11 protein-coding genes are annotated in these 13,948 nt (G+C 72.3%); 3 read left to right on the forward strand and 8 right to left on the reverse strand.

Features of this window, described 5'->3' with window-relative positions:
• Window positions 1-2,037, reverse strand: a 2,037-nt coding sequence (locus ABD366_RS10885; protein WP_344441547.1) for an ATP-binding protein, incomplete at its 3' end; no start/stop codon positions are given.
• A 229-nt stretch (window positions 2,038-2,266) separates the two neighbouring features.
• On the opposite strand from ABD366_RS10885, the gene ABD366_RS10890 reads away from it, so the two are divergent.
• Window positions 2,267-3,313 (forward strand): DUF2510 domain-containing protein, encoded by a 1,047-nt coding sequence (locus ABD366_RS10890; RefSeq protein WP_324769823.1) that lies wholly within the window; start codon window positions 2,267-2,269, stop codon window positions 3,311-3,313.
• Window positions 3,314-3,484: 171 nt separating this feature from the next.
• Here ABD366_RS10890 and ABD366_RS10895 read toward each other — a convergent pair whose 3' ends face one another.
• Window positions 3,485-4,117 (reverse strand): TetR/AcrR family transcriptional regulator, encoded by a 633-nt coding sequence (locus tag ABD366_RS10895; RefSeq protein ID WP_324769825.1) that lies wholly within the window; start codon window positions 4,115-4,117, stop codon window positions 3,485-3,487.
• A 210-nt stretch (window positions 4,118-4,327) separates the two neighbouring features.
• Between ABD366_RS10895 and ABD366_RS10900 the strand changes: the two genes are divergently transcribed.
• A complete protein-coding gene (locus ABD366_RS10900) occupies window positions 4,328-5,317 on the forward strand; it encodes a phosphatase PAP2 family protein (RefSeq protein WP_324769826.1) in 990 nt (329 codons plus the stop codon).
• On the forward strand, window positions 5,314-6,225 hold the full coding sequence (locus ABD366_RS10905; RefSeq protein WP_324769828.1) for a DMT family transporter: 912 nt from the start codon (window positions 5,314-5,316) through the stop codon (window positions 6,223-6,225). The genes ABD366_RS10900 and ABD366_RS10905 overlap by 4 nt, the downstream gene beginning before the upstream one ends.
• An 18-nt stretch (window positions 6,226-6,243) precedes the next feature.
• On the opposite strand, the gene ABD366_RS10910 is transcribed toward ABD366_RS10905, so the two are convergent.
• From ABD366_RS10910 to ABD366_RS10935, 6 genes are all read right to left on the reverse strand, one after another.
• The gene (locus ABD366_RS10910; RefSeq protein WP_324769829.1) at window positions 6,244-7,200 is read right to left on the reverse strand and encodes an LURP-one-related family protein; all 957 of its coding nucleotides are present in this window, start codon (window positions 7,198-7,200) and stop codon (window positions 6,244-6,246) included.
• 63 nt (window positions 7,201-7,263) lie between these two features.
• Window positions 7,264-9,318, reverse strand: a complete 2,055-nt coding sequence (locus ABD366_RS10915; protein WP_324769830.1) for a phosphocholine-specific phospholipase C — start codon at window positions 9,316-9,318, stop codon at window positions 7,264-7,266.
• A 149-nt stretch (window positions 9,319-9,467) separates the two neighbouring features.
• Window positions 9,468-10,922, reverse strand: a complete 1,455-nt coding sequence (locus ABD366_RS10920) for a carboxylesterase/lipase family protein (protein WP_344441550.1) — start codon at window positions 10,920-10,922, stop codon at window positions 9,468-9,470.
• Window positions 10,923-11,059: 137 nt separating this feature from the next.
• Window positions 11,060-12,127: an ATP-grasp ribosomal peptide maturase gene (gene tgmB / locus ABD366_RS10925; RefSeq protein ID WP_324767328.1), complete on the reverse strand. Its 1,068-nt coding sequence runs from the start codon at window positions 12,125-12,127 to the stop codon at window positions 11,060-11,062.
• Window positions 12,128-12,140: 13 nt separating this feature from the next.
• A complete protein-coding gene (tgmA, locus tag ABD366_RS10930; RefSeq protein ID WP_324767329.1) occupies window positions 12,141-12,332 on the reverse strand; it encodes a putative ATP-grasp-modified RiPP in 192 nt (63 codons plus the stop codon).
• 208 nt (window positions 12,333-12,540) lie between these two features.
• Window positions 12,541-13,890: a 6-phospho-beta-glucosidase gene (locus ABD366_RS10935; protein WP_324767330.1), complete on the reverse strand. Its 1,350-nt coding sequence runs from the start codon at window positions 13,888-13,890 to the stop codon at window positions 12,541-12,543.
• Window positions 13,891-13,948 lie beyond the last annotated feature (58 nt).

The following is a 13,948-nucleotide window of genomic DNA, read 5'->3' on the forward strand; positions in this document are numbered from 1 at the left end:
GGCGAGGCGCAGCGACTCGCGCAGGAACGCCTCGGCGTCGGTGAGCCGGCCGCGCCTGCGGTGCACGTAGCCGACGAAGGCGTGTGCGAGGGCGAGGTGGCCGCCGCTCCAGCCGGCCGTCTCGTACTCGCGGACGGCCTCGGTGAACAGGCTCTCGGCGCGGTCGAGGCGGTCGGCGAACAGATAGGAGCTGCCGAGCATGGCGAGGACCTCGAAGCCCCACTCGGGGTCGAGCCAGCCGAGTCCGGGCGCGAGGCGGCCGTTGACCAGGGCGCGGTCGCAGCGCTCGACGACCTCCTCCGCGTTCTCCCCGCGGGTCATCGCGTCGAAGGCGCGCAGGATGAGCAGGACGCGCTCCGCGTTGTCCCGGCCGGCGAGCTGGTCGGCGATCATCGCCAGGTTCCGGGAGCGCCCCGGGGAGTCCTCCTCACCGGCGTGGATGCCCTCCCACATGAAGTGGACGGCCTGCAGGCGCAGCCGGGCGGGACCGGGATCGAGCAGGGCGGTCTCGGCGTCGATGAGGCGCAGCGCCTCTTCCAGCTGGTCGTTGTGGACCAGCGCCTGGGACAGCCGGCACACCGCGTCGACGCGCAGGTCGCCGGTGAGCCCCGGTGTCGTGTCGAGCGCGGCGTCCAGGTGCCCGATGGTGGTGACGGGCGAGGTGAGCAGCGTGGCGCAGCCCAGCTCGTAGTGCAGATGGGGCCGGACGTCCGCGAGCGGCGGTTCCTGGAGGGCGCGCTCCAGACAGCGCCGGGCGGCGTCGGGCGCGCCGACGGCCAGGTGCTCGCGGGCGGCGGCGCGCATCTGCTCGACGAGCTCCGGGTCGTCGTCCGGATGCACTTCGAGCAGGTGCCGGGAGGCAGCGGCGGGTCCGTGCCCGGACGCGGTGACGGCCCAGGCGGCCTGCCCGTGCATGGCGGTGCGGGTGGCCGGCGGGATCGCGTCGTAGACCGCCGAGGCGATCAGCGGGTGGACGAACTCCAGGGCGGTCTCGGCGCCGTACACGGCGTCGGTCAGGATGCGGGCGGCGCGCAGCCGCTCGGCGCAGCGGCCGGCCTGCTCCGGGTTGAGTCCGGCGAGCAGAGCGGCGAGTCCGGCGTCGATACGGGTGCCGAGGATGGCGGCGGCCCAGGCGAACTTGGTCGACTCGATGCCGAGGCTCTCGAGGCGGGCGACGAGGCCGCGGCCGCGCGCCGACTTGTTCAGCGCGCGCAGTTCGGCGGCGGAGTCCTCCTCGGGGCGCAGCTCACTGTCCTGCACCTTGGCGAGCAACTCGACGGTCTCGTACGGGTTTCCGCCGGTGACCGCCCACACCTCGCGGCAGAACGGGTCGTCGGCGTGGCCGCCGAGCGTGGCACGGGTGAGGCCCGCGGTGGCGTCGGGGGTGAGGGCGCGCAGCCGGGCGGTGCCGGGCCGGGCGGCGGCGGCCACGGCGTCCAGGCAGCCGGCGGCGGCCTCGTCCTCGGGGTCGCGCTGCGCCACCACGACGAGCACCGGCAGGTCGTCGAGGCGCTCGGCGAACGCGGCCAGCCACTCCAGGGTCTCCAGGTCGGCCCAGTGCGCGTCGTCGATGAGGATGACCAACGGCCAGTGCAGGCGGGCCAGTCGGGAGACGGCGGCGACTAGGCCGTCGCGCACGCCCTGCGGGTCGGCCTGGCGTCCGGTGGGCTCGGCTATGCCGAGGGCGGGGCCCGCGATGTCGTACCAGTCGCCGAAGTACTCGCGGGTCTCCTCGTCGGAGAGCGCGAGGAGGGCGGGCTGCAGGAGTTGGCGTACGACGTTGAAGGGGACGGAGGTGACCGTCTCGCCGCCCCGGGCGGACCAGACGGTGGCGCGGCCCGCGGCCACCTCGCGCACCTGGCCGAGCAGCGCGGTCTTGCCGATGCCGGCCTCGCCCTTGTACACGACGAGGCTGCCCGACGAGGCGGCGTCTCCGCACAGGTCGTCCAAGGCCTTTGTCGCGACGCCCAGTTCGGACTCGCGCTCCCACAACTGCGGGCCGGAGGAGGCGGCGTCGGCGTGCCGTCCCTGAGTCATCCCGCACCCTCCAGGTGTCGTTCATGTCGGTTCCGGTCGACGCAGATCGACCGACGTGCTGGTCACGAGAGTAATGTGCCGCGCCGCGCCGTGGTGGGGCGTCCGGTGAGCCGGTGACATTTGGCCGGACCCAGGTCCCCGCGGCCGAAGGAAGCCGGTCCGTAACGATTGCGACCGCCGTGCGGACCCTCTCATCCCCTTTTCAGGCACGCCTCATACTGTTCCGTCCATGACGTCGCAGACTCCCGCAGGCTGGTACCCCGACCCCGGCCAGGTCCCCGACGGCCCGCGCACCGAACGCTGGTGGGACGGCAGCCGCTGGACCGATCAGACCCGGCCGGCCACGACCCCGCCGCCGCTCCCGCCGCAGACGGCCGCGCCGGCCCCCGCGGTCCCGGCGCAGCAGCCGCCCGCACCCGGGATGATTCCGACATATGGCAACTACCCGGTCTATACCGGTCAGTTGCCGCCGAAGCCGCGTAATCGTGCACGTATCGCGATCGCGGCCGCTGTCGCGGTGGTCGTGCTCGCCGGTGTCGTGGGCGGCGTCTACGCGCTCACGTCGGACGACGGCGGCAACAACAAGGCCGGTTCCGAGTCGCAGCAGCCCAAGGACCCGCAGCGGCCGGACGGCCCGGGCGGTGGCAGCGGTGGCAGCGGTGGGGACGACGCCTCGCCGGAGGCGCCCGGTTCGCCTCGGGCCCCGCTCGACGAGGGCTACGCCACCGACATCGTGAACGGGGTGGCGCTGCCGGTCCTCGACGGCTGGACGGGCTCGGACGGCGCGGGCGGCGCCGGGGTGCAGACGGGCACGTACAAGTGCCCCGACGACGTGGAGCAGAGCTGCGTGAAGGGCGGCGCCTCCGTCTCGTCGGCGGAGGATCTCAAACTCGACGGGACGACGGCCGAGGCGGCGGCGAAGGAGGACATCCTCAAGAACGCGCAGGCGTCCTACGGCGGCGATGTCTACGGCGGCATCGTCCAGCACGACGAGCTGCTGTCCGAGAAGGTCACGGTCGCCGGGCAGCAGGGCTACCGGGTCCGCTGGAACGTGGACACCAAGTCGAAGATCGACGCGTGGGTGGAGTCGGTCGCGTTCCCCTCGCCGGGCGACTCCAAGTCGCTCGTCGTCGTCCGCATAGGCGTCGACATACCGCGCACCAGCAAGGAAGAGGCCGCGGGGCCGGACAACACGTCGATCGACAAGCTCGTCAAGGGCATCAAGAAGGCCTCGGTCACCGGCGGCGCCACGGGCGGCAACGGCCAGGACGTCTGAGCCCCACGAGTCCCACGAGCCCCACCCGCACGGTGGAACACCTGGGGCCGGGCAGGTTCCTCTCCGCTCAAGAGGTACCCGCCCGGCCCGGGGGTGCGCGCCGCCCCCGTCCCCACGGTGCGGCGCGGGCAGACCACCGGCCGGTCATCCCTGCGACCGGTGGCCTCCCGTCTAGGTGGCCCGATCCGAAGCGGTCAGGCCGAGCCCCGGAATCAGCACGTTCACGACGAAACCGACCAGGTAGTCGGCGTCGGCGTCGCGCCCTTCCAGGACAGGGCGGCTGCGCATCACTCCGAAGAGCTGCGCGGCCAGATAGGGCAGTGCGGGGTGGTCGGCGGCGATCTCACCGCGCGCCACGGCCCGCTCGACCATCGCATGGACCGACGCGAGCTCCGGCTCGATCAGCGCTTCGCGCAGCGCGCCCCTGAGCTCGCCGTCCTGACGCACCGCGTGCCCGAGGGCCTGCATCAGCGCCGTGTCCGGCATCGCCTGCGCCGCCGCGTTCCGCGCGGCGGCCACGAGGTCTCCCGCGAGGCTGCCCGTGTCGGACGCGGAGAACTTCGTACAGCGTCCCGCCCGCAGCGCGGCGGCCACGAGCTGCGGTTTCGTCTTCCACTGACGGTACAGCGTGGATTTGCTGCAGCAGGCCTGGGCCGCCACGCCCTCCATGGTCAGGGCGTCGTACCCGTTCCTGCGCAGCTGGTCGAGGACCGCGTCGTAGAACTCCTGCGCACGCTCGGGAGTGATCTTGGACCGGCGCGAGGCGGTCGGCGCTGTCGCGGTGGCCTGTTCTCGCGTCGTCATGGACTCCCACTCCTCGCTCGGCGGCTCGTGTCGATGAGATCACACCCGCTATCGATACGCCAGTGTACCGGTACGCCAGCGTTTCGGTACACTGGCGTATCGATGAGTGCGGTTCCGTCCGCGTTTACCGACGCGCCACCGGCGCACCCGCGCCACAAGCGCACCCAGAACATCACGCACCACCCAGTCGTCACGAAAAGGGGCCGGGGGATGGATTCCCATACCGAGCCTGTCGAACCGGAGCCGGACAGCCGATCTGCCCGACCGCCCCTGGTCCGCGAGCTCCTGCTGGTCGTAGGACTCTTCCTCGTCTACAAACTCGGCCGCGGCCTCGCCAACGGCCACACCGCCGAGGCGTTCCGCAACGCCGCGGACGTGTGGAGCTTCGAGCGCGCCGCGCATCTGCCCGGCGAGGGCGCGGTCCAGGGCGCCCTGTTGCACAGCGATGCCCTGGTGCACGTGGCGAACACCTACTACGCGACCGTGCACTTCCCGGCCACGCTCGCCCTGCTCGTCTTCCTGTACCTGCGCCGCCCGCGCCACTACGTGTGGACGCGGCGGGTGCTCGCCGTGCTGACGGCCGCGGCGCTGGTGCTGCACCTCGGCTTCCCGCTGGCGCCGCCGCGGATGCTGCACGCCGCCCACCTCGTCGACACCGCGCAGGTCTACGGCCCCTCGGTGTACGCGGCGAAGCCCGCCACCGACACGATGGCCAACCAGTTCGCGGCCATGCCGTCGCTGCACTTCGGCTGGGCACTGATGGTCGCCATCGGGCTGATCGTCGCCACGAAGTCGCGGTGGCGCTGGCTGTGGCTGCTGCACCCGCTGCTCACCCTGCTCGTGGTCGTCGGCACCGCGAACCACTACTGGCTCGACGCGATCGTGGCCACGGCGCTGCTCGGGACCGCCCTCGCGGTGATCCGCATGCCGCACACCGTCGGCGCTCCCGCCGCGATCCGCCGGCACCTGCTGCCCGCTCCGGCGGCGACCACCTCACCGGCCGCGGTCCAGGCGCGCGGCACGCTGGAGCCCGCGCCCTGGCGGCCCGCCGCCGCGTTCCGTACGCCCCCGGACTCGCTGTCCGCACGGGACGTGCTGGAGCGGATGCCGATCCGGATCCCGCTGCGGGTGTCCCCGACGCCGGGGTCGACCTCGGCCGCGACCGCCCCGCAGCTCGTCACGACCGGAGCCCCGCGATGAGCGCCACCCTGTTCGCCGTGGCCCTCTCCCTCGTCTCCGCGGTGGCCTACGCGGCCGCGGCCGTGGCCCAGGAACGGCTCGCCGCCCGCACCGCGGACGCCGGGGCGGGCCTGTGGCGGCTGCTCGGCACGGGCTCCTGGTGGTGGTCGGTCGTGCTGAACGCCGGGGCCGCGCTGCTGCACGTCGCCGCTCTCAAGTACGGGCCGCTCACGCTGGTGCAGCCGCTCGGCGCGCTCACGCTCGTCGCGGCCGTCCCGCTGGGCGCCCGGATCGCCGGGCGGCACGTCACGGCGGTCGAATGGCGCGGCACGGCGCTGACCCTGGCCGGGCTCGGCGCGGTACTCATCACGGCGTCGGGGCCCGCCCCCGACGACACGCTCTCCCTGCCCGAGGCGCTCGCGGTGGCGGGGGCCACGGCGGCGCTCATCGGAGCCCTCTCCCGGCGCGGCGCGAAGCCGGGCCTGCGGCACGCGACCGCGTCGGGGATCGCCTCGGGTGTCGCGTCGGCGCTCACGCAGACCGTCACCGTCGCCGCGACGGACCGTTCGGGACCACTGCTCGCCCCGCAGGTCATCGTGGTGGCGCTGCTGGTCGCGGCGTTCGCCGCGGGCGGCCTGCTGCTGTCCCAGACCGCGTACCGCGGCGGGCTCGGCGCGCCGCTCGCGATGGTGACCCTGGCCAATCCGGTGGCCGCCGCGGTCATCGGCCTGTCGCTGCTGGGCGAGCGGCTTCAGGGCGGGGTCGCCGGGCTCGCCCTGGCCGGGGCAGGGGCGGTGCTGGCGGCGCGCGGGGTGATCCTGCTGACCCGCAGCCCGGCACCGGCCGCCTCGCCGGGGGCCACCGTGATGACGCTGCCGGCCATCCCGGCTCAGCCCGACCCGGAGTCGCTCACCCTGCGCGCGTCCTGAGGCCCGGGCGGCTTCGGCTCACCCGAAGCCGCGGGAGTCCTGCTTCAGTGCCGTGTCCACCGTCAGGGCCGTCGCCACGACGAGGCTGAGGAGCGGCTCGGGCAGCTGGAAGTGGATCTGCAGCACGTAGTTGTCCGCGGTCGTGAACATCGTCTTGGCGAGGCCCTCCCACGTCTTCGTGATGCGGGCGACCTCCTGGTCCGCGTGGTCGACGATCGCGAAGTTCCAGGCCCGCCAGTTCTCCGCCTTGATCGCGCCGACCTGCTGGCCGTTCACGTTCATCGCGAAGTTGATCTTGCCGATCATGTTCTGCTGGACGATCTCACCGACCGGCGAACCGTCCGGGCGCTCGACGACGACCCGCGACTTCATGAACTTCGCGGGGCGCGTGAGCACCAGCTGCGGCTGGCCGTACGCGTCCCGGATCTCCAGCTTGTGCGTCATGAACTGGTCGACGCTGGAGACGAAGCGCAGCGCCTTCTTCAGGCTGCTCTGGCCGATCTCGGTGACCGAGCCGAGCACGTTGCCGTTCTGGTCCATGACGCTGTACTCGTTGGTCAGCTCGATGAGCTTGGCCTTCTGGTTCACGACCAGAACCGGCTCGGTGAAGAGCGAACCACCGCCCTGCCCGGCCCCCGCTACCCCGGCCTGCTGCTGCACCTGCCGCTGCACCCGGCCCACGTCCGCGTTCTGCTGCGCCTGGGCGCCGTAGGGCTGCTGCTGCGCGGGGGCACCGAAGGGCTGCTGCGCCTGCGGCGGCACCTGCGCCGGGGCGGGCGCCTGGTTCTGGACCGGGGCCTGGACCGGAGCCTGGTTCTGGGCCGGGGCCTGGTTCTGGACCGGAGCCTGGTTCTGGGCCGGGGCCTGGGCGTGCGTGTGCTCGGTCCACCGGGAACCGTCCCACCAGCGCAGCGCCTGGGGAGCGCCCTGCGGGTCCGGGTACCAGCCTGCAGGGGTGTTCGATTGCGTCGTCACCGGGGCACACTACCCCGGCCCCCTGTGCCCCCGTGGTGACAAGGGGCACAGGGGTCCCAGAACTCAGGCGGTCGCGATGCGCGGGTCGCTCACTCCGGCCTGTCCGTTCTCGACGTGTCCGGCAAGGCGCCGCAGATATCCGGCGTTGCCCTCGACGACGATCTTCAGGTCGTACCAGCGCTTGGTGGCGCGCAGGTCGACGGTCTGCTGGGAGGTGGCACCGGCCCGCACCGTGTACGTCTGCGACGGTCCGCCGTAGGCGTTGGTGACGGTGAGGTGGGCGTCGGCCGTGGTGGGGTTCCGCAGGGTCAGCTTCAGGTTCCCGGTGGCGCTGTCGTGCCGTGCGGTCACCTCCGGCTCGGCGACCTTGTTGTTGCCCTGGAAGGAGCGCAGGAAGCCGTTCGGGCCGTGCACGGTGAGGTCGTACTTGCCACCGGAGTACACCGAGTTCCAGCTGTCGGAGAGCGACTTGGCGGCCTCGGCCGTGTACGTCCAGGGGCCGTCGCCGCGGCTCTGGGAGCGCACCTGGAAGGCCGCGCCCTTCTTCTCCCCGCCGCTGAACGTCAGCTTGTACTTGCCGGTCGCGAGATCCTGCGCGCCGTCGACGTAGGGCGCGTACGCGAGCGGTCGGCTGGGCCGCGAGCCCTTCTCCTGCTTGGGGAGAGCGCCCTGCGCCGGGGGCTTCGGGACGTAGCTGCTGTGGCGGTCGCGGTCCGGCGGCTCGTAGCCCGCCGTGTCGGGCAGCTCCGCCGGGTCGGTGACCTTGAGGGAGAAGTCGAAGGCCGAGGTCAGGTCGCCGCAGATGGCGCGGCGCCACGGGGAGATGTTGGTCTCCTTCACCCCGAACCGGTTCTCCATGAAGCGGATGATCGAGGTGTGGTCGAAGGTCTCCGAGCACACATAGCCGCCCGTCGACCACGGGGAGACCACGAGCATCGGCACGCGCTGGCCGAGGCCGTAGGGGCCCGCGGCGCGTGTACCGCCCGGGTAGTGGTCGAGCTTCGTGTCGACGGTCGACAGGCCCTGGTTCGCGGAGGCGGGCGGATAGGGCGGCACGACGTGGTCGAAGTAGCCGTCGTTCTCGTCGTACGTGATGAACAGGGCCGTCCTGCTCCACACGTCCGGGTTCGAGGTGAGGGCGTCGAGGACCTGCGAGATGTACCAGGCGCCGTAGTTCGCGGGCCAGTTGGGGTGCTCGGAGAACGCCTCGGGCGCCGCGATCCAGGAGATCTTCGGCAGCTTCCCGGCCTTCACATCGGCCTTGAGGAGGTCGAAGTACCCGTCGCCCGCCTTGGCGTTCGTGCCGGTGCGGGCCTTCTCGTAGAGGGCGTCGCCGGGCTTGGCGTTTCGGTAGGTGTTGAAGTACAGCAGGGAGTTGTCGCCGTAGTTGCCGCGGTAGGCGTCGTCGATCCAGCCCCAGCCGCCGGCCGCGTCGAGACCGTCGCCGATGTCCTGGTACACCTTCCAGGAGACGCCCGCCTTCTCCAGGCGTTCGGCGTACGTGGTCCAGCCGTAGCCCGCTTCCTCGTTGCCCAGGACCGGGCCGCCGCCGGTGCCGTCGTTGCCGACGTGGCCGGTGAGCATGTAGTAGCGGTTCGGGTCGGTCGCGCCCATGAACGAGCAGTGGTAGTCGTCGCAGACGGTGAACTTGTCGGCGAGCGCGTAGTGGAAGGGGATGTCCTGCCGGGTGAGGTGGGCCATCGTGCCGGTGCCCTTGGCGGGGATCCAGTTGTCGTACTTGCCGTTGTTGAAGGCGCTGTGCCCGCCGGCCCAGTCGTGGTCGAGCCCGGCGATGAACTGCATGCCCAGGTCGTCGGCGTCCGGGTGGTACGGCAGGGTCTCCTTGCCGCCGCCCGACTGGTGCCAGACCGGCTTGCCGCTGGGCAGCGTCACCGGACGCGGGTCCCCGAAGCCGCGGACGCCCTTCATCGACCCGAAGTAATGGTCGAAGGAACGGTTCTCCTGCATGAGGACGACGATGTGCTCGATGTCCTTGACGGTGCCGCTGCGGCGGGCCGCGGGGATGGCGGCGGCGCGGTCGATGGAGCCGGACAGCGCGGTGAAGGCGGCGGTGCCGCCGGCGATCTGGAGGAAGCGGCGCCGATTGAGTTCGGTCATGGGTGTGGGGGTCTCCTGTTGCTTCGGGGGTGATCCGTTCCGCATGAGGGGCAACGGGGAGTGTTCAAGACAGGCGGGGTGGAAGGAAAGGGAACTGAGGTGACAGTCGCGCAAAATGTGCGCGGCGGGGGCGCGACCTCACCGGCGCGTCAGCGCACGTCGTGCCACAGTTCGCGCTCCGCCGCCCGGGGGTCGGCCTCGGCGCGGCAGGCTCCGTCGTCGAAGACCATGGTCGTCCGCTCGCCCGCCGGGTCGTACGCGGCCCAGCCCGGGTCGCCCGTCCTGGCGAACGCCACCCACGCGGCGTGCACCGTCCTGGCCAGTTCGCGCGGCGCCTTCTCGCCCGTCATCGGCACGTAGTCGGGATCGTCGAGCAGGTCGAAGACGAAGCCGAGTTCCAGGGCGTGGCAGGCGCCGAGTTCGCCGTCGAAGCGCGGGGAGCGCCAGGCGAACTCGTAGACGTGCGAGCCGGGGACGGACTCGGCGAGGCGGGCGGCGGGGATCCGGTAGAACCAGTCGGTGCCGATCGCTTCCAGGAGTTCCCCGGGGCTCGCGCCGGGGCGGGAGGCCGCGTACCGGTCGAGGTCCATGCCGTAGGCGGCCGCGCCCCGCCGTGCGCGCTCATCCGTGATCGCGGTGAAGCGGCCGGTCGGGACCATGAACAGCCGGTTCTCCTCGCGGTTGCTGCCGACGAGGAGGTCGACGCCGAGGTCGGGGCCGGGCAGGGCGAGCCGCTCGGCGACCGGCTCGAAGACCATGCCGTTGAGGGCCGCGTCGCCCCACACCGCCGGGTCGGGCCTGCTCGCGAAGTCGGCCCTCAACTCGGCTTGCGCGTCGATGAGTTCGGGCAGCGGGACGGCCGCGAAGGCTTCGGCCGTGTGCGGGACGCCGAGCTGTCGCGCCATCCGCTCGCCGATGCGGCGCGCCGTGTCGGGACGGACGTAGTGGTGGCACGCCCCGCTCTGCAGCACCGCCCGCCGGAACAGGCCCTGGGCGCGCGGGTCCGCCAGCAGCCGCCCGATCGCCATGGCGCCCGCCGACTCGCCGAAGACGGTGACGCGGTCCGGGTCGCCGCCGAACGCCTCGATGTTGTCGCGCACCCACGCGAGCGCGGCGATCTGGTCGAGCAGGCCGCGGTTGTCCGGGGTGCCCGGCAGGTGCAGGAAACCGTCGACGCCCAGGCGGTAGTTGACGCCGACGAAGACGACCCCGTCGCGGGCGAACGTGTGGCCGCGGTAGCCGGAGGAGTTCGCGGAGCCGTTGGAGAAGGAGCCGCCGTGCAGCCACACCATGACGGGCAGCCGGGCGCCCGGGCCCGGTTCGGGGGTCCAGATGTTGAGGTTGAGGCACTCCTCGCCCGGCACGGTCGTCTCGGGGATGAGCACGTCGAAGGGCGGCGCGTACGGGGCCTTGGGCGCGGTCGGCCCGCACGCGGTGGCGTCGCGCACCCCGGTCCAGGGCTCGGCGGGCGCGGGCGCGGCGAAGCGGCGCTCTCCGAACGGCGCGGCGGCGTACGGCACGCCGAGGAACGCGGTGATCCCGTGCTCGGTGCGGCCGCGTACGGCGCCCTGCCGGGTCGTGCACTCGGGGGATGCGTCGGTCATGCGGTGGGCTCCTTCGGCCGGGCGGTCCTGCGGGGCGGCGCCCCGCGACGGACCGTCCGGTCCGAGCGCCGCGCGCCGCGTGCCCGGCGTTCGGGCACCACCCCCTCCGTACCGTGTCACGCGCCACCGCGTAAAGATCAAGGGTGGGTCGGGTCCGTGTCGCGCGTCGGGTCCGTGTCGCGCGGAGAACCGGCCGGGCCCGCGGACCCGGTCTCCGTCACGCGCGGCGTGTGGGGACCGAGCGGCTCTCCCGCGAGCCACTCCGCCACGGCCCGGCCGATGGGCTGTCCGGTCTCGATCTCCACGAAGCCGAACTGCCCGGACTGGTTGCATTCCAGGAACCACCAGATCCCGTCGGCGTCCTCGGCGAAATCGAAGGCGCCGTACGCCAGCTGGGACCGGGTGAGATAGGCGTGGACGGCGTCGGCGACACGCCGCGGCACGCTCACGGGCCGCCAGGGCCCCGCGTCGGGGTCGAAGCGGACGTCCACGACATCGGCGGCGTCCGGGATGTCGGGTATGCCGGGGACCTCGGGCGTCCCGCTCGCGGCGCGGGCGGCGAAGAGCCGGTCGCCGACGCAGGTGAGGCGGATGTCGGCGACCTTGCGCACCCTGCGTTGCAGCAGTGTCGGTCCGTGCGCCACGTCCCGGTAGTCCTCGTCGGGACGAACCCGGGTGGTCGGCACGGCCAGCGCCCCGTCGCCGGGGTGCGCCCCGGACACCGGCTTGACGACCAGGTCGGGGTAGCGCTCGGCGAACGCCCGCGCCACCCGCGGGAACGTCGTGATCAGTGTGGCGGGCACGGGCAGCCCGCACTCCCGGGCCAGCCACAGCTGCCAGGGCTTGTGCCGCGCCTGCCGGGCGGCGTCGGGATGGTTCATCCACCGTGCGTCGGTACAGCGCAGCATCCCGTACAGGGCCTGCGAGGCCTCTTCCGTGAGCCAGGCCGACGCGGCACGGGCGCGGGCGGCCGGCACGCCGGGTCTGCGTACCCAGATGGAGCGCAGCCCGCCCATGCTCACCACGCGTCCCCCCACGGAGAGGTGGCCCTGGAAGACGCCGTGCGCGTACTCCCCCGACACGTCGACCCCGCCCGGCAGTTCGGCTGGGTCGAGCCGCAGCACAGGGATTCCCCTGGCGTTCAATTCGACAACCGCCATGTCGGCTGTCACATCCTGATCACTCGTCAGGATCAGTACCGTCATTTCGCGCGGCCGTTCAGTCGTCGAAATGGGTTTTGGATCCCGCGGTGGAGGTGGTGGCCGCGCATTCTCGCAACACTGCGTAGTCGTGCGCGGCCACTCCGCCGTCGGGCAGCACATTCAATTGCAGTGCGGAGTCGTATGTGTACACCGCGCTGACCTCAGACTCTCGCGTGGGGCGAGCGTAGTTCAGGGCGAACGGTCGCATGGCTTCTCCTAGTTGGGGGGAGCACCAAGTCAAGCGCATGGTGACTCTCCGGCGTCACTGTCCTGAGGAATTTCTCAGATTCTCTCTGTAGAACGCATCACACCCGCGGAGGAGTTGCTTCCGCCACGGGGAGTGAGGGAGCGACGCCGGGAACGCGAAAGGGGCGGCCTTTCGGGCCGCCCCTTCCGACTACCGTCTTTACAAGCCTTTACACGTCCTTACGGCGTCCTCCACGGGAGAGGTAGGCGAGTCCGGAGTGCGCGCCGAGGTAGCCGTCGACCAGGCGGTCGGCCACTGTCACGGAGTCCACAAGAGGATGCAGCGCGAACGCCTTCACGGCGGTGGCGCGCGACCCCGATTCGGCGGCCGCGAGCACTTCACGCTCGACGGCCTTGACCGCGGTGACCAGGCCGGTGGCGTGCAGGGGCAGCGGGTCGACGGCGACCGGATGCGCGCCGTTGGCGTCGACCAGGCACGGCACCTCGATGACGGCGTCCTCGTCCAGGGCCGCGAGGGTGCGCCGGTTGCGGACGTTGAGGATGAGCGTGGCGCGCTCGTCGCGGGCGATGGCCCGCATCAGGGCGAGGGCCACCTTCTCGTAGCCGCCGGACTCCTCCAGGTCGGCGGCGTCCCGTTCACCCGCGCCGGACGCCTCCCGGTTGTGCGCCATGTACGTGGCCTCGCGCTCGGCACGGGTGCGGTCCCAGCTCGCCCAGGAGGGAGCGGCGTAGAACGCGGACTGCTGGTCGGCGAGGAAGGCGCCGCGGGTGCGCTCGGCCTCCCGGTAGGCGCGGACGGTCTCGCGGTTGAAGTAGTAGTAGTGCAGGTATTCGTTGGGGATCGCGCCGATCGAGCGCAGCCAGTCCGTGCCGAAGAGGCGGCCCTCCTCGAAGGAGCCGAGCAGCTTCTCGTCGGCGAGCAGGCGCGGCAGTTCGTCGCGGCCGTGGACCCTGAGGCCGCGCAGCCAGCCGAGGTGGTTGAGGCCCACGTAGTCGACCCACGCGTCGGCCGGGTCCGCGCCGAGGACGCGGGCGACGCGGCGCCCGAGGCCGACGGGTGAGTCGCAGATGCCGATCACGCGGTCGCCCAGGTGCCGGGACATGGCCTCCGTGACCAGACCCGCCGGATTGGTGAAGTTGATGACCCAGGCATCGGGGGCCACTTCCTTCACCCGGCGCGCGATGTGCACGGCGACGGGCACGGTCCGCAGCCCGTACGCGATACCGCCCGCGCCGACCGTCTCCTGCCCCAACACGCCCTCGGCCAGGGCGACTTGTTCATCGGCGGCGCGGCCCGCGAGGCCGCCGACCCGGATCGCGGAGAAGACGAAGTCGGCGCCGCGCAGCGCCTCGTCGAGATCGGTCGTCGCGCGCACGGCGGGCGCGTCGGGCACATCGGTGGCTTGTTCTCGCAGTACCCCGTTGATGGCCCGCAGCCGCTCCGCGTCGACATCGTGCAGCGTGACCTCGGTGACCCTGCCTGGTGCGTGATCGGCGAGCAGCGCTCCGTACACGAGGGGCACCCGGAATCCGCCACCGCCGAGAATCGTCAGCCTCATGGCGTGATCGTAGGGCAGCCTGGTCCCCGACCTGATCTTCGACCGGCGGAGGCCCCCC

Origin of the sequence: Streptomyces kunmingensis (assembly GCF_039533535.1) — a bacterium.
GTDB classification, from domain to species: Bacteria; Actinomycetota; Actinomycetes; order Streptomycetales; family Streptomycetaceae; genus Streptomyces; species Streptomyces kunmingensis.

Excerpts from the sequence above, each read along its gene's own strand:
- ABD366_RS10890 (WP_324769823.1), top strand. The coding sequence starts at position 2,267 with ATGACGTCGCAGACTCCCGCAGGCTGGTACCCCGACCCCGGCCAGGTC.
- ABD366_RS10895 (WP_324769825.1), bottom strand. The coding sequence starts at position 4,117 with ATGACGACGCGAGAACAGGCCACCGCGACAGCGCCGACCGCCTCGCGC.
- ABD366_RS10900 (WP_324769826.1), top strand. The coding sequence starts at position 4,328 with ATGGATTCCCATACCGAGCCTGTCGAACCGGAGCCGGACAGCCGATCT.
- ABD366_RS10905 (WP_324769828.1), top strand. The coding sequence starts at position 5,314 with ATGAGCGCCACCCTGTTCGCCGTGGCCCTCTCCCTCGTCTCCGCGGTG.
- ABD366_RS10915 (WP_324769830.1), bottom strand. The coding sequence starts at position 9,318 with ATGACCGAACTCAATCGGCGCCGCTTCCTCCAGATCGCCGGCGGCACC.
- ABD366_RS10920 (WP_344441550.1), bottom strand. The coding sequence starts at position 10,922 with ATGACCGACGCATCCCCCGAGTGCACGACCCGGCAGGGCGCCGTACGC.
- tgmB (WP_324767328.1), bottom strand. The coding sequence starts at position 12,127 with ATGACGGTACTGATCCTGACGAGTGATCAGGATGTGACAGCCGACATG.
- tgmA (WP_324767329.1), bottom strand. The coding sequence starts at position 12,332 with ATGCGACCGTTCGCCCTGAACTACGCTCGCCCCACGCGAGAGTCTGAG.
- ABD366_RS10935 (WP_324767330.1), bottom strand. The coding sequence starts at position 13,890 with ATGAGGCTGACGATTCTCGGCGGTGGCGGATTCCGGGTGCCCCTCGTG.